Source organism: Acinetobacter sp. GSS19 (genome assembly GCF_028621895.1).
GTDB lineage: Bacteria > Pseudomonadota > Gammaproteobacteria > Pseudomonadales > Moraxellaceae > Acinetobacter.
In genome coordinates, this window is the sequence record NZ_CP117520.1 from 1,710,408 (window position 1) to 1,725,596 (window position 15,189).

Genomic DNA, 15,189 nt, shown 5'->3' on the forward strand with positions numbered 1-15,189 from the left:
ATAATAAAAAAGAGCCTCTGACGAGACTCTTTTGATGTATGAATAAGAATTAGTTTGCTGGTAAAGGCGGTGGTGTCGATGGACCGTTGCTCGGCGTTACATCTAACACTGGATTTTCAGCTACATACACTTTTGGTGGCTGTGGTTCACGACCTTCCATGATGTCACGGATCTGGTCACGATCAATGGTTTCCCACTCCATCAAAGCTTTCACCATCGCATGTGCGATATCCTTGTGATTTTCTAGGATACCCCAAGCCACTTTGTACTGCTCATCTAAAATACGGCGTACTTCCGCGTCCACTTGTTGTTGGGTCGCTTCAGAAATCGTACGGCTACCAATACTGCCCAAGAAAGATTGCTGTGAGTCATCTTCATAGACCATCACACCCATCTTGTCTGACATACCGTATTTGGTCACCATTGCACGGGCCAATTTGGTTGCACGCTCAAAGTCATTGGATGCACCTGTCGATTGCTGATTTAAGAAAATCTCTTCAGCGATACGACCACCAAACAGGATCGACAATTCATTCAGCATCTTGTCTTTGTAATGGCTAATCTGGTCTTGCTCTGGCAACTGCCAAGTGACACCCAACGCCCAACCACGCGGCATAATCGTTACTTTATGCACAGGATCGGTACCTGGCAAGATTTCAGCCACAATCGCATGACCTGCTTCATGATAAGCAGTTGCACGACGCTCTTCTTCGCGCAGTACCATTGACTTACGTTCAGGACCCATGAAGATTTTGTCTTTTGCATCTTCAAAGTCATGCATATCGACGGTGTTTTTATTGCGACGTGCTGCAAACAAGGCAGCTTCGTTCACCAAGTTGGCTAACTGTGCACCCGAGAAGCCAGGTGTACCACGTGCCAGAACTTTGACATCAACACCAGTGACTGATGGCAATTTTTTCAAGTGCACATTCAGAATCTGTTCACGGCCTTTAATGTCTGGCAGACCCACCATCACTTGACGGTCAAAACGACCCGGACGCAATAAGGCTTTATCCAGTACATCCGCACGGTTGGTCGCAGCAATCACGATAATCCCTTCATTGCCTTCAAAACCATCCATTTCCACCAACATCTGGTTCAAGGTCTGCTCACGCTCATCGTGACCACCACCGGTACCTGAACCACGATGACGACCCACTGCATCAATCTCGTCAATAAAGATGATGCATGGCGCATGACGTTTTGCCTGCTCGAACATGTCACGTACACGTGATGCACCAACACCCACGAACATTTCAACAAAGTCAGAACCTGAAATGCTAAAGAAAGGCACTTTAGCTTCACCCGCAATGGCTTTCGCTAAAAGCGTTTTACCGGTACCCGGTGGACCCACCATAAGTACGCCTTTGGGAATAGTTGCACCAAGGCGCTTGAATTTTGCAGGGTCTTTCAGAAAATCAACGATTTCAACGACTTCTTGTTTTGCTTCATCACAACCCGCGACATCAGCAAAGGTGACTTTGATCTGGTCTTCAGAAAGCATTTTTGCTTTTGACTTGCCGAAGCTCATTGGACCGTTTTTACCACCTGCACCACCACCCATGTTGCGCATAAAGAACATGAATAACAAAATGATTAAAAGTACAGGGAAGCTCGCGATGAGAAGTTGCATCAACAGACCTTGACGCTGTGGTGCAGTACCCACAACTTCAACGTTGTTTTTAATCAGATTCGGCATCAATTCAGGGTCTTGAACCGCAGGACGAATGCTTTCAAACTCTGAACCGTTGGTTTTTTGGCCACTAATTCTTTCACCATCAATAGTGACTTGCTTAATCTGACCTGCATTCACCGCAGCGACAAACTGTGAATAGTTCATCGCAGCAGGCTTATTGCGGTCACTGATGTTGCTGAAAATCAAAATCAGCACACCCAGTATAATCAGCCACAATACGGCATTCTTAAAGAGATCGCTCAAAGCTTTATTCCCATATCATTTCAATTTGATCATGCCCAGATTTGGCTGACCCTCACAAACAGCTGGTAAAACAGCTTGCAACAATTTAAAAAAGTACAAAATGCACAATTTTTAATTACTTGGCAAGTAAAGATTATCGCAACGCTTTTTTACGGCCTTGTCCAATCAAAAAAACTTCTTTCGAACGTGCCCGTGATGCAGCCGGCTTTGCCGTCTTAATCACATCAAAAGTATCAACAACTTGCTTACGGAACTCATCAAAACCCGTACCCTGGAAAACTTTCACTACAAATTGCCCATTTGGTCCAAGCACCTTTTGTGCAAAATCCAATGCCAACTCACAAAGGTAAATCTGGCGGGGCTGATCAACCGCTCTATTACCTGATGTATTGGGGGCCATATCAGAAATTACAACGTCTACCTGACGACCATTTAAAATATTTAACAATTTATCGAAAACTTCTTGTTCACGGAAATCACCCTGCAAGAAGGTGACATCAGGCAAGGCATCCATTGGTAAAATGTCTGATGCGATCACTAAGCCGTTGGCACCTACTAGCTTTCCCGCAATTTGTGACCAACTGCCTGGTGCAGCACCCAAGTCGACCACCGTCATGCCCGGTTTGATCAGTTTGTATTTTTCTTGAATTTCAAGCAGCTTGTATGCTGCTCGTGCACGATAACCCTCTTTTTGTGCTTTTTTCACAAAAGGGTCATCTAGATGTTCTCTCATCCACGCACGACTACTTTTAGACAACTTTTGGTTGGTAATGCGTGTAGCCATAACTCTCTAAGTATTAAAATCTGCTGACTTTGCATTGTACGTGAAAATAGTACATCTTGCAGTAGGCATGAATAGCTAAATCAGGGTGAACCCCTAGGAATTTTCTACGATGTCCATCGATTATTTCTACAGTTTTTACAGCGTTTAAAATTCGCATTTGCTATACTAAGCCGTTTTTAAAATTAGGTTATGGGTATGGCGGCTTTATCAATTCAAGAACGTAAGCGTTTACGTCAAATTGGACATGTATTAAACCCTGTGGTCATGATTGGCGGTCAAGGTCTTACGGATGGCGTGATCGAAGAAACCAACCGTGCATTAAATGATCACGAACTCATCAAAGTAAAGATCGCAGGTGAAGACCGCGAAGCACGTGCTGCAGTGATTGAAGCGATCCTTGAAGCAACCGGCGCTGAAGCCGTACAAAAGATTGGTAAAATTGTACTGCTTTACAAAAAGGCGCAAAAACAGAATCCACATTTATCCAATCTTGTCCGTCACGCGCACTTAGGGAATTAATTCCACATCATATGGCCAGTTACGAACTCAGTGCTTTTGATCGGATTCCGTCGATTTCTTTGGTCGGTGCGATTGAACAGCAAGCACCTTACTGTTTGAATGTCGGTTTCTGGTTACGTGACCCGAATCAGCTGGTTCAGTGGCCGAACTTGCTTGCCTCCAATCCTCGCCAGGATTTCTTATGGGAAGACACCTGCTTTGAAGTGTTCGTTGGCGTGAAAGACGAAGATTTTTATCGTGAAATCAATCTTTCCCCTTCGCAATCCTGGCAAGCTTATCAATTCGAGGAATACCGCTATCCTGAAGACATGCCGCCGCGTCCAGCATTTGATATTGAGCTTAATCAATTAAAACGCACGCATTATGGTTTAAATGTCAGCCTGGATCTGACCGAATTTATGCTACAGCATAAATTAAAGTGGCAAGATCTATACTTGGGTTTATCGGCTGTACTCAACACCACTGAAGGCCTGCATTATTTTGCGATGCAACATAGCAGTCCACAGGCGGATTTTCACAACAAGCGGGATTGGCTACACCAGTTTTAAATTGTGAATGACATAAAAAAAGTGAGGCCCTTGACCTCACTTTTTTTTAATCACTCTTTTTCAGCTTTTTTCACTTTACTCAGTACTTCCATCGTATGGTCTTTTGAGCGTTTTAAAGAAGCTGTCAAATTTTCTTTGTGCTTGCTAGAAATCTGTGAAACATCTTCTTTAATTTCTTTACCCAACTGGCTTAACTCATCCACAATCAGGCTGAACTCTTTTTTAAGCAATTCTTTTAACTCGCCCAAATCCTGTGGGGAAAGTGACAACTGCCCTTTTAAAGCATCAATGCGTTGCAAAAGATCATTCTTGAACTGGCCAATTTGCTCCTGAACGGAGGAATTAATTTCACGCACCTCTTCAGCAATCTTTTCTTTACCATCCGCGACCGTTTCTTCAAGCTGCTGTTTGGCATGCTGTGCTGTCTGACCAAGTTTCTCAGTCTGCTCCACAACTGCTTCTTTTAAACTTGTGCTTTTATCAGCCTTGTTCTGTTCATTTTCTTGTAACGTCATTGGATCTTCCTCTTATTGTAGGTGATGTGCTGATCATAAAGACTGATCTTAGCGCCTTTCTCGAAAGTTGTCAGACAATACGAATCTGCTTACATTTTATTGTTCTCTCTAAAAAACAGAAAAGCGGGGAAATTGCAAGATGATTATCTGGCTTATTCGCTATAAATAGCATGGACTTTTTAGGCTGACATGCGTACAATACGCTGTTAGGTTACAAGCGAGCAGACCAGGAAGGAGGGCGTGTTTTTTAAGACAGCCACCCTTTTTTTATGTCTACTCGCTTTTTTACAGCTAAAAATTCAGGAGCTTTGGTTTGAGCATCCCCGCCATTTTAGCCCTCGCAGATGGAACGATCTTTAAAGGTACGTCTATCGGCGCAACGGGTTGTACGACTGGTGAAGTCGTTTTTAATACTGCCATGACTGGCTACCAAGAAATCTTGACTGATCCAAGTTATGCACAACAACTTGTGACTCTAACCTATCCTCATATCGGTAACACCGGTTGCAATGCTGAAGACGTAGAGTCTGGACGTATTCATAAAGTATGGGCCAACGGCTTGATTATCCGTGACCTTCCTTTATTACATAGCAACTTCCGTGCAGAACAATCTTTGGGCGAATACCTGCAACAGCACAATGTTGTGGCGATTGCAGACATCGATACGCGTAAATTGACACGTATCTTGCGTGCCAAAGGTGCCCAAAATGGTTGCATCCTTGCGGGTGAAAACATTACAGAAGAAGAAGCTTTAGCAAAAGCTCGTAGTTTTGGTGGCCTGAATGGGCTCGACCTAGCAAAAGTTTGCTGTGACCCTGAAGGTTTTGAATGGACTGAAGGTTCTTGGCAGCTAGGCAAAGGCTTCACTCAACCTGAATTAAAATTCCATGTTGTTGCATACGATTACGGTGTCAAAACCAACATCTTACGTATGCTTGCGGATCGCGGTTGCAAACTGACCGTTGTTCCGGCAGAAACTCCTGCAGACAAAGTCCTCGCAATGAACCCAGATGGCGTGTTCTTGTCAAATGGCCCTGGCGATCCAGCGGCTTGTGACTATGCAATTGAAGCTGTAAAAACCATCGTTGAAACAACTCAAATTCCAGTGTTTGGGATCTGCTTAGGTCACCAAATTCTTGCACTCGCGTCTGGCGCAAAAACAGTGAAAATGCCACATGGTCACCATGGTGCCAACCATCCGGTGCAAAACATGCAAGATGGTACTGTGATGATTACTTCACAAAACCACGGTTTCGCTGTTGATTTTGACTCGCTTCCGACCAACTTGAAAGCGACCCACAAATCATTATTCGACGGTACGCTGCAAGGTATGCATCGCACTGACAAACCTGCATTCAGCTTCCAGGGTCACCCTGAAGCATCACCAGGTCCACATGATTGTGCTCCATTGTTCGATCACTTTATCGAACTGATTGAAGCCGCTAAACAGTAATTAAGGAGCAAATAATGCCTAAACGTACGGATATTAAAAGCATCTTAATTATTGGTGCTGGTCCAATTGTGATTGGTCAGGCCTGTGAGTTTGACTACTCGGGTGCTCAAGCCTGTAAAGCTCTTCGTGAAGAAGGCTACCGTGTTATTTTGGTGAACTCTAACCCAGCGACCATTATGACCGACCCTGCAATGGCGGATGCAACGTATATCGAACCGATTACTTGGCAGACTGTTGCAGCGATCATTGAAAAAGAGCGTCCAGATGCAGTTCTGCCAACCATGGGTGGCCAAACAGCATTGAACTGTGCACTTGCACTGGATGCCAACGGTATTTTAGAAAAATACAATGTTGAATTGATTGGCGCGACCAAAGAAGCCATCGAAAAAGCCGAAGACCGTAAACTCTTCGACCAAGCGATGCGTAAAATTGGTCTGGAATGTCCAAAAGCGGCGATTGCTGAATCTATGGAAGAAGCGCTTGAGATTCAAGCACGTTTTGGTTTCCCGGTCATTATCCGTCCATCGTTCACTATGGGTGGTTCAGGTGGCGGTATCGCCTACAACCGTGAAGAATTCATGGAAATCTGTGAACGCGGTTTCGACCTTTCACCAACCAAACAATTATTGATTGATGAATCATTGATCGGTTGGAAAGAGTACGAAATGGAAGTTGTTCGTGACAAAAACGACAACTGTATCATTGTCTGCTCGATCGAAAACTTCGACCCAATGGGCGTACACACCGGTGACTCGATTACAGTTGCCCCTGCACAAACATTGACCGATAAAGAATACCAATTGATGCGTAATGCATCTTTAGCGGTTCTTCGTGAAATCGGTGTTGAAACAGGCGGTTCAAACGTTCAGTTCGGTATCAACCCGAAAGATGGTCGTATGGTGATCATCGAGATGAACCCACGTGTATCTCGTTCATCTGCGCTTGCATCTAAAGCAACCGGTTTCCCGATTGCAAAAATCGCGGCGAAACTGGCAGTTGGTTACACCCTTGATGAGTTGAAGAATGACATCACCGGCGGTACCACCCCTGCATCATTTGAACCTGCAATCGACTATGTTGTGACCAAGGTTCCACGTTTCAACTTCGAAAAATTCCCGCAAGCGGACGCAACATTAACCACTCAGATGAAATCTGTGGGTGAAGTGATGGCGATTGGCCGTAATTTCCAGGAATCTGTGAACAAAGCACTTCGCGGTCTGGAAGTTGGTGCAACTGGTTTTGATGAAAAAATCGAAGTGGGTACTGAAGGTGCGCGCGAGAAGATTCTTCAAGAACTTAAAGTGCCAGGCCCTGAGCGTATCTGGTATGTGGCTGATGCGTTCCGTCACGGCTTTAGCTTAGATGAAGTTTTTGAAGCAACCAAAATTGACCGTTGGTTCCTAATCCAAATCGAAGACATCATCAAAACTGAAAATGAAATCAAAACCTTAGGTTTTGGTGATTTGAATACCGATAACATCCGTTCGTTCAAACGCAAAGGTTTATCTGACCTTCGCATCGCGAACCTGATGGGCATTTCACAAAAACAATTCCGTAAGCATCGTTGGAACTTGGGTGTAACCCCAGTTTACAAACGTGTAGATACCTGTGCGGCAGAGTTCGAATCTGATACCGCCTACATGTACTCTACTTACGATGAAGAGTGTGAATCTAACCCTTCTGATAAAGAAAAGATCATGGTGATCGGCGGTGGTCCTAACCGTATTGGTCAAGGGATCGAATTCGATTACTGCTGTGTACACGCTGCCCTTGCGATGCGTGAAGACGGTTATGAAACCATCATGGTGAACTGTAACCCTGAAACCGTTTCGACCGACTATGACACTTCAGATCGTTTGTACTTCGAACCGATTACCCTTGAAGACGTGTTAGAAATCGTACGTACTGAAAAGCCAAAAGGCATTATCGTGCAGTACGGTGGTCAAACGCCGCTGAAATTGGCTCGTGCTTTAGAAGAAGCAGGTGCACCAATCATTGGTACATCACCTGATGCGATTGACCGTGCAGAAGACCGTGAACGTTTCCAACAAATGATTCAACGTCTGCAACTTCGTCAACCAAACAACAGCATTGTCAAATCTGCTGAAGAAGGTCTGGCTGAAGCATCTAAAGTAGGCTATCCACTGGTGGTACGTCCATCATATGTATTGGGTGGTCGTGCGATGGAAATCGTCTACAACGACGAAGAACTGAAACGCTACTTACGTGATGCGGTTCAAGCCTCTAACGAAGCGCCTGTTCTTCTAGATCACTTCTTGGATGATGCCATCGAAGTTGACGTAGACTGTGTATCGGACGGTAAAGACGTGGTGATCGGCGGGATCATGCAGCATATTGAACAAGCCGGTATTCACTCAGGTGACTCTGCATGTTCGATTCCTCCGTACTCACTGTCTGAAGACGTTCAAAACGAAATGCGTCGTCAAACAGTTGCGATGGCCAAAGAACTTGGCGTTGTCGGCTTGATGAACGTTCAGTTTGCCGTGAAAGGTGAAGACGTTTACATCTTGGAAGTGAACCCACGTGCATCTCGTACGGTTCCATTCGTTTCTAAGTGTATCGGTGAATCTTTAGCAAAAGTGGCGGCGCGTTGTATGGCGGGTCAATCTCTTGAGTCACAAGGCTTTACCAAAGAGATTATCCCGGCTCACTTCTCTGTAAAAGAAGCAGTGTTCCCATTCAACAAATTCCCTGGTGTTGACCCAATCCTTGGCCCTGAGATGAAATCGACAGGTGAAGTGATGGGTGTAGGTAAAACATTTGGTGAAGCATTCTACAAAGCTGTCCTTGGCTCAAATGAACGCTTACCTGGTTTGCCAACTGAAGGTGAAGTGAAGCATGCGTTTATCTCTGTACGTGATTCTGATAAACCACGTGCAGTTGGCATTGCGAAACAACTGGTCGACTTTGGCTTTAAAGTCATCGCCACTGGCGGTACGTATGACGTAATCAAAGCGGCCGGTATTGAATGTGAACGTGTGAATAAAGTCACTGAAGGCCGTCCGAATATTGTGGACCGCTTGAAAAATGGCGAGATTCACCTCATCATCAATACCACTGAAGGCAAAAAAGCGCAGCAGGATTCATTCTCAATCCGTCGTTCTGCACTACAAGGTAAGGTGTACCACACCACGACCCTGAACGGTGCCGATGCTGTATGCCAAGCTTTGGCGATTAAATTGCCAATGGATGTTTACCGCTTGCAAGATTTACAAACTGTAGGTTAATCCATTACCGATAAGTCCCGTCACCTTATCGGTGGCGGGATTTTTTCATTTTTTTAGACTGTATTTTCCCAACCATTTCGAGGGACCAAAATGCAACGTTATCCAATGACTCCCGAAGGCAAAGAAGCCCTAGAGAAAGAATTACATCAGCTAAAAACAGTTGAGCGTCCACGTATTACCCAGGCGATTGCTGAGGCACGTGAACACGGCGACCTGAAAGAAAATGCGGAATACCATGCCGCACGTGAACAGCAAGGTTTCTGTGAAGGTCGTATCCAGGACATCGAGGGCAAATTAGGTGCTGCTCAAGTGATTGATGTACAGGATCTCGAACAGAATGGTCGTGTGGTGTTTGGGGTGACTGTGACCATTGAGAATCTCGACACTGAAGAACAGAAAACCTACAAGATTGTAGGGGATGACGAAGCCGATTTCAAAATCAATAAAATTTCAGTGAACTCGCCAATCGCGCGTGGCCTTTTAGGTAAAAATGAAGGTGACGAAGCCAAAATCGTAACACCACAAGGCGAAGTCGAATACGAAATTGTCAAAGTTGAATATCTTTAATTTTTAGAGATTATTCACTTTAAGCCCCTCGATTGAGGGGTTTTTGTTTTTCATACATTGTTTGCTTATAATTCAATCAAACAAAAATAATGAAATAGAAAAATGGATGAGCGCTTAATACAAACTTTTTATTATGCAATTGGTGGAGTTTTCTTAGGCATCATGATCGCTATTGCATGGTCTTTTCATATTGATACGCATACCAGTTCAGTGCAGATTATCTTGATTACTGCATGTGTTTCAGCACTTTGCGGTTTTCTATTTCCAAACCTTGTACCACATTGGTTTAAGATACTTTGGAATTTTTTTAGTTAAATCGAATCCAGCTTTAATTCATCATTAGATTTTTATATCAGCCTTCCCTTTTGAAGTAGCAATTCCTAAAACAAAGCCCTTTTCCTAGATCTCCCCCATGCTGCATAAAGAGGAGCTTAATTACGCTATAATTTCCCCAACCCTCCAACACTGTATTTTCCCATGGATCCACTGATCAACTCCCCGGTCAAACATTGGTGTGAATTCGAATTTATTGCCAAAACCGTCAAAAATCCAAATATTCACATCAAAGGAAATTACAGCTATTACAGTGCTTACTGGGATCAGGGCTTTGAACGCTGCGTGGTGCGTTATCTGCATGAAAAGCCATCGACGATCAAAAAACCTGTGGATCAACTGCATATCGGCAATTTTGTCAGTTTTGGGACAGAATGCATCATTATGATGGGCGGCAACCAGTTACACCGGCATGACTGGATTTCCAGCTATCCATTTAATACCAAGAGTTTTGTCGCAGCGGGTGACACTATTATTGCAGATGGCGCATGGATCGGCAGCCGAGCCATGATCATGCCGGGCGTACAATTGGGTGAAGGCTGTGTCGTGGCAGCAGGTAGTGTGGTCACCAAAGATGTACCACCTTATGCCATTGTGGCAGGTAGCCCTGCACAAATCGTGAAATATCGTTTTAATCAGACAGCTATCGAAAAGTTGCTGGCTCTAAAACTCTACACGCTGGATGAACAGCAAATGCTCGCCATGCGTGAACAATTACAGTCTGATGATATAGATGGGCTGATCGAGTATGTAAACACACTTCGTCAGCAACATTGAGTTTAAAATCTGGTGGCCCAATTTTACATGCCTATCCATCGAAAATTGTCAGACTAAATAAAGTGCTACAACTTTTGCCCAATCGCTTGTAATTTAGGTTCCGTCGCGATGCCTTTCTCGCTAAACTCAAACCATCAGCTTGATTTTTCAATAGCATTACAATAAGGAAAAATGGATATGGCCTATCAACATATTTTAGTCCCAATTGATGGTTCCGAAACTTCATTCCTCGCGGTACAACAAGCCGCAGAATTCGCCAAAGCGTTTGGCAGCAAAGTCACCGTAGTCGAAGTACTGCTGCTTGATCCATATATTGCAGATGAATATATCCGTACCGGCAAAAGTAATTCACTGATTGAGCGTGCACGCGAGTATTTGGTGAAAAATCTACAACAAGCCAAAGCCAAATTTGCAGAAGCAGGGCTAGACGTAGAAACAAAACTATTAGAAGGCGAATCTGTAAAAGATCAGATTGTACAAGGCGCACAAGATTTACAGGCCAATCTGATCGTCATCGGTTCACATGGTCGCAGTGGCTTAAAGAAATTTATCCTGGGCAGTGTGGCACAAGGGGTTCTGAATGAAACCTCATTACCCGTTCTAGTCGTTCGTTAAATGATGCTGCAGGGTGGAAGAAATTCAGCCCTGCAGTTCCTTCAATACCGTAAACCTTTCTTTTAAGCCATCAGAAGTTATTGGGATTTTCCAAACGCTGCACTTCTTGCACTTTTTCAGGATGATAGACAGCTGCAACACCATCTTCAGCTTTTACATCCACCAATCCTTCCGGTTTATAGATGGTAATAATCTCATTACCCTGCGCATCTTCACTGACAATATATTTAAAGCCCTTGCGGTTCAGTTTGTGACATAAGTGCTGATACCAGCCTTTAAAGCCTTCCGTTTCTTCATCAGGATTATAATAAAAGGCATTCATCACCGCCGGTAAACCTAAGCCACACACTACACCAGATAACAGTACGCTAATAAAAGCATAGCCAATCAAAATACTGCTGTAAGGACGTAATTCGGGTACGTTGGCCACTGCTAAAATCAACGCCAGCGAAATCCCGCCGCGTACCCCGCCCCAGGATAAAATCATCAAACTGCCGTTATAACTTTTGCTGCGAAAAGATGGGAAAAATGCAAAAGACAGGTAATTTCCCACGAAACGGGATAAATGCAGCATCAAGAAGGCAAAAATTCCACCTAAAATCAGACTGATACTTAAATCCAGAATAAACAGTTCCAGACCAATCAAGGTGAACAGGAAAGAATTAATAATACCTTCAACCGTATGCCAGAAATGGTTAATCTCACGAATCTCACGTGCTTCCAGGATATCTTTCCAGCGGTTACCGACAATCAAGCCCCCAATGACACAGGCAATCGGAGCCGAAGCATGTGCCAATAATGCTACCAGATAAGAACCACACGCCAATAAAGCAGTCGTGAGGATCAAAGATTCCATTTCATGCTTGCCACGCAGCAGACGTAAAATCGCCTGACCAAAGCCCCAGCCAATAATCACAGCCACCACAATTTCATACAGCAGGGTTTCCAGCGTTCCCACCAAGGAAAAATGTTCGCCCTGTAACACATACAGTAGCGTCATAAACAAGGCAATACACATGGCATCATTAAATAAGGATTCCCCTTCCAGCTTCACCATCAAATGATGCGGTGCCCGTACCGAGCTGAGCACCCCTTTAATCCCGATCGGGTCTGTGGCCCCTAAGGCTGCGCCAAGCAGCAACAACACCAGAATTGGGACCGGATGACCAAGCAGCATCTGAAAGCCATACACCATCCCTGCAAAGAACACTGCACACAGCACCAAGGCAATGCTGGCCAAAATCCCGATTGGCTTCCAGTGGCTGCGCAAATCCGAGATTTTGAACTTTAATGCCGAAGAGGTCAGGATAAAACAGATAACGCCATTTATCAGAAAATCATAGAAATCAATATGCCGAACCGCTTCCTCAATATTATGAATATTGATGGTAATAAACTGGTTGCCATGCAACAGGCTGGCACCCCACTGCAAAATAAACACGAAAATCGCAGAAACAATCGGCACTCCGATCGCTTGCGGAAAACCCAAAATGCGTTTGTTAAAAATGGTCGTCGCAATGGAAAGTGCAAAAATAACGGTAAAGGCTTGCAGAAAGAAAAAATTGCCCATATTCCCTGTCCGGTCTGCGTCATCATGCGGGCATGATCACAGGTGATAATCAGCCTTCAGTGTAAAACAATTTTTTAGCTCAGCCACTGTTGTATTTGAAATTTATAACAATCTTGTTTATGTCAGGCTGTATCTGACCATACAAGAGAGCCCTTGAAACAAGCATAAATAAAAAAGAGCGGTTTCGCTCAGGCATAAAAAAAACACGCTAGAGCGTGCTTTTTTCTGATCCGGGTTAAAGCTGACGAACAGAGAACGTATCACACTGTTGCATATCGCCAGTTTGCCAGCCCCGTTCAAACCAGCGCTGGCGTTGTTCACTACTGCCATGGGTAAAGCTATCCGGAACGACTTGCCCGGTTGAACGTTTTTGTAAATAGTCATCGCCAATTTTATGTGCTGCATCCATGGCTTCAGCAATATCCCCCTGCTCAAGGAACTGGGTACGCTGCTGATTATGGTGGGCCCAGATGCCGGCAAAACAGTCCGCCTGTAATTCTTGTCGTACCGAAAGTTGATTGGCTTCCACCTTACCGACCTGACTGCGCTGTTGCTGCACTTGTTCAGAAATTCCGGTAATGGTCTGGATATGATGTCCAACCTCATGCGCAATCACATAGGCTTGGGCAAAATCACCGGCCTGATCGCGTCGGGACAGTTCGGTCTGGTTCTGCTCACCAGATACCCCAAGCTCTTGGCGCATCTGCTGGAAGAAGCTGGTATCGATATAGACTTTCTGGTCGGCTGGGCAATAGAACGGTCCCATTGCGGATTGAGCCGTACCACAACCAGAATTCACTACACCACTAAACAACACCAGTTTGGGTGACTGATACTGGGCACCTTTCTGTTTAAAAATTGGAGCCCAGGTATCTTCGGTATCCGCCAGAATTGTACCCACAAAGTTTGCAGCTTCCTGCTGTTCCGGTGTTGGATTTTCTAGCGCTGAAGCAGTAGATTGTTGAGCCGTGACCTGTTGGGTCGCCTGATAGGCCTGTTGCGGATCGACCCCAAAAAACTTCCAAGCCACAAAGGCCACGATTAAACCCAAAATACTGATGCCACCGGCTTTAGCACCAGCGCCACCACGACGGTCTTCCAAATTTGTACTAACACGACGACCTTTCCAACGCATAAGCATCATCCTTTTTGGTTATTATCAATGAGGATTTCTGGCCAAATCAGCGTACTTTACGGGTTTAATTACGATGATTTCGGCCAGAATTTTTGTACTGCGCCCACCAATAGCAACACCAGAAAGCCTGCAATTAAGCCTAGTCCCAGATTCAGCAGGGTCGGTGTGATTGCTCCAATCACGTTGCCGACATTCGGAATCAGTTCCGCGCTGTCAGCAGTATGTTCGCTAAAGTGATGAATTAAAGGTACAGCATGGCTAATAATGCCCCCACCCACCAGGAACATCGCGACCGTTCCCACAATTGACAGGGTTTTCATTAAGATTGGCGCAAAAGCCAACAGCGCACGACCTAAATTTTGTTTCATTTGTGCATGTTGTTGTGACAAATACAAACCCAAGTCGTCAATTTTTACAATCATCGCGACTAAACCATACACACCAATGGTCATAATGATGGCAATCACACTCAGCACTGAAACCTTTTGCATAAAGCTCGCTGTCGCCACAGTACCCAACGTAATCACCACAATCTCAGCCGACAGAATAAAATCGGTTCGTACTGCACCTTTGATTTTTTCTTTTTCAAAGGTTTCTAGATCAATCTCTTCCTGAATCAGCTCGGCTTTGGCTTCTTCAGCCGTATGCGGCTTTTTCTTATGCAGAGAGTGGATGACTTTTTCCACACCTTCATAGCACAGGAACAAACCACCAATCACCAACAGCGGACTGATCAGCCATGGTGCCACCACACTGATCAACAAGGCCAAGGGCACCAAAATCAGTTTGTTAATAAAAGAACCTTTCGCTACCCCCCAAACCACAGGCAACTCACGATCAGCACGAATTCCACTGACCTGCTGCGCATTCAAAGCCAGGTCATCCCCCAAAACACCGGCAGTTTTTTTGGTGGCCATTTTGCTCATCATGGCCACGTCATCCAAAATTGTCGCAATGTCATCTAACAGTAAAAGTAAGCTGCTCGCCATGTTATATTCCTAGTGTCTTATTTATTCAGGCATTTTAAAGCGCCTGCCTGGTTTTATATATCAGCTTTGTATGAATAAAATGTTTTTTTAGATTTTTTCTGGTGTCTGTATTTACGCTAGCCCCCTAATCCAGATTTTATGCCTTACAATATTGGCATTCTTTAGATGAATGCTGTAGTAACCCTACCTTTTGGAAT

The 15,189-nt window shown here is 44.6% G+C and carries 13 protein-coding genes; 7 read left to right on the forward strand and 6 right to left on the reverse strand.

The annotated features are described in order from the left end of the window. Window positions 1-49: 49 nt before the first annotated feature. Both ftsH and rlmE read right to left on the reverse strand, forming a co-directional pair. Window positions 50-1,939 (reverse strand): ATP-dependent zinc metalloprotease FtsH, encoded by a 1,890-nt coding sequence (ftsH, locus tag PGW99_RS08240; RefSeq protein WP_273777208.1) that lies wholly within the window; start codon window positions 1,937-1,939, stop codon window positions 50-52. Window positions 1,940-2,072: 133 nt separating this feature from the next. Then, window positions 2,073-2,723, reverse strand: a complete 651-nt coding sequence (rlmE, locus tag PGW99_RS08245) for a 23S rRNA (uridine(2552)-2'-O)-methyltransferase RlmE (protein WP_273777209.1) — start codon at window positions 2,721-2,723, stop codon at window positions 2,073-2,075. Window positions 2,724-2,918: 195 nt separating this feature from the next. On the opposite strand from rlmE, the gene yhbY reads away from it, so the two are divergent. Beyond that, complete coding sequence (gene yhbY / locus PGW99_RS08250; protein WP_273777210.1) at window positions 2,919-3,242, forward strand: ribosome assembly RNA-binding protein YhbY; 324 nt, start codon at window positions 2,919-2,921, stop codon at window positions 3,240-3,242. Window positions 3,243-3,253: 11 nt separating this feature from the next. Then, a complete protein-coding gene (locus tag PGW99_RS08255) occupies window positions 3,254-3,790 on the forward strand; it encodes a DOMON-like domain-containing protein (protein WP_273777211.1) in 537 nt (178 codons plus the stop codon). A 50-nt stretch (window positions 3,791-3,840) separates the two neighbouring features. Here PGW99_RS08255 and PGW99_RS08260 read toward each other — a convergent pair whose 3' ends face one another. Beyond that, window positions 3,841-4,305, reverse strand: coding sequence for a hypothetical protein (locus tag PGW99_RS08260; protein ID WP_273777212.1), 465 nt, complete (start codon window positions 4,303-4,305; stop codon window positions 3,841-3,843). 313 nt (window positions 4,306-4,618) lie between these two features. Here PGW99_RS08260 and carA point away from each other — a divergent pair, with 313 nt between their 5' ends. The 5 genes from carA to PGW99_RS08285 all read left to right on the forward strand — a co-directional run bounded on the left by carA (window position 4,619) and on the right by PGW99_RS08285 (window position 11,298). Beyond that, window positions 4,619-5,758, forward strand: coding sequence for a glutamine-hydrolyzing carbamoyl-phosphate synthase small subunit (carA, locus tag PGW99_RS08265; protein WP_273777213.1), 1,140 nt, complete (start codon window positions 4,619-4,621; stop codon window positions 5,756-5,758). 14 nt (window positions 5,759-5,772) lie between these two features. Then, window positions 5,773-9,006: a carbamoyl-phosphate synthase large subunit gene (gene carB, locus PGW99_RS08270; protein WP_273777214.1), complete on the forward strand. Its 3,234-nt coding sequence runs from the start codon at window positions 5,773-5,775 to the stop codon at window positions 9,004-9,006. A 90-nt stretch (window positions 9,007-9,096) separates the two neighbouring features. Further along, window positions 9,097-9,573, forward strand: a complete 477-nt coding sequence (greA, locus tag PGW99_RS08275) for a transcription elongation factor GreA (RefSeq protein ID WP_273777215.1) — start codon at window positions 9,097-9,099, stop codon at window positions 9,571-9,573. A 477-nt stretch (window positions 9,574-10,050) separates the two neighbouring features. Beyond that, window positions 10,051-10,683, forward strand: coding sequence for a CatB-related O-acetyltransferase (locus tag PGW99_RS08280; RefSeq protein ID WP_273777216.1), 633 nt, complete (start codon window positions 10,051-10,053; stop codon window positions 10,681-10,683). 177 nt (window positions 10,684-10,860) lie between these two features. Continuing rightward, entirely contained in the window at window positions 10,861-11,298 is a 438-nt protein-coding gene (locus PGW99_RS08285; RefSeq protein ID WP_273777217.1) for a universal stress protein, read from the forward strand. A 70-nt stretch (window positions 11,299-11,368) separates the two neighbouring features. Here PGW99_RS08285 and PGW99_RS08290 read toward each other — a convergent pair whose 3' ends face one another. The 3 genes from PGW99_RS08290 to PGW99_RS08300 form a co-directional block, all read right to left on the reverse strand. Then, the gene (locus tag PGW99_RS08290) at window positions 11,369-12,868 is read right to left on the reverse strand and encodes a cation:proton antiporter (RefSeq protein ID WP_273777218.1); all 1,500 of its coding nucleotides are present in this window, start codon (window positions 12,866-12,868) and stop codon (window positions 11,369-11,371) included. 235 nt (window positions 12,869-13,103) lie between these two features. Further along, window positions 13,104-14,003: a KPN_02809 family neutral zinc metallopeptidase gene (gene ypfJ / locus PGW99_RS08295; protein ID WP_273777219.1), complete on the reverse strand. Its 900-nt coding sequence runs from the start codon at window positions 14,001-14,003 to the stop codon at window positions 13,104-13,106. Between the two features lie 68 nt (window positions 14,004-14,071). Further along, on the reverse strand, window positions 14,072-14,992 hold the full coding sequence (locus PGW99_RS08300) for a DUF808 domain-containing protein (RefSeq protein WP_273777220.1): 921 nt from the start codon (window positions 14,990-14,992) through the stop codon (window positions 14,072-14,074). Between the last annotated feature and the right edge of the window lie 197 nt (window positions 14,993-15,189).

What these genes read in the sequence shown, in the direction of transcription:
- rlmE (WP_273777209.1), bottom strand. Translation starts at nt 2,723, where the DNA reads ATGGCTACACGCATTACCAACCAAAAGTTGTCTAAAAGTAGTCGTGCG.
- yhbY (WP_273777210.1), top strand. Translation starts at nt 2,919, where the DNA reads ATGGCGGCTTTATCAATTCAAGAACGTAAGCGTTTACGTCAAATTGGA.
- PGW99_RS08255 (WP_273777211.1), top strand. Translation starts at nt 3,254, where the DNA reads ATGGCCAGTTACGAACTCAGTGCTTTTGATCGGATTCCGTCGATTTCT.
- PGW99_RS08260 (WP_273777212.1), bottom strand. Translation starts at nt 4,305, where the DNA reads ATGACGTTACAAGAAAATGAACAGAACAAGGCTGATAAAAGCACAAGT.
- carB (WP_273777214.1), top strand. Translation starts at nt 5,773, where the DNA reads ATGCCTAAACGTACGGATATTAAAAGCATCTTAATTATTGGTGCTGGT.
- greA (WP_273777215.1), top strand. Translation starts at nt 9,097, where the DNA reads ATGCAACGTTATCCAATGACTCCCGAAGGCAAAGAAGCCCTAGAGAAA.
- PGW99_RS08280 (WP_273777216.1), top strand. Translation starts at nt 10,051, where the DNA reads ATGGATCCACTGATCAACTCCCCGGTCAAACATTGGTGTGAATTCGAA.
- PGW99_RS08285 (WP_273777217.1), top strand. Translation starts at nt 10,861, where the DNA reads ATGGCCTATCAACATATTTTAGTCCCAATTGATGGTTCCGAAACTTCA.
- PGW99_RS08290 (WP_273777218.1), bottom strand. Translation starts at nt 12,868, where the DNA reads ATGGGCAATTTTTTCTTTCTGCAAGCCTTTACCGTTATTTTTGCACTT.
- ypfJ (WP_273777219.1), bottom strand. Translation starts at nt 14,003, where the DNA reads ATGCGTTGGAAAGGTCGTCGTGTTAGTACAAATTTGGAAGACCGTCGT.
- PGW99_RS08300 (WP_273777220.1), bottom strand. Translation starts at nt 14,992, where the DNA reads ATGGCGAGCAGCTTACTTTTACTGTTAGATGACATTGCGACAATTTTG.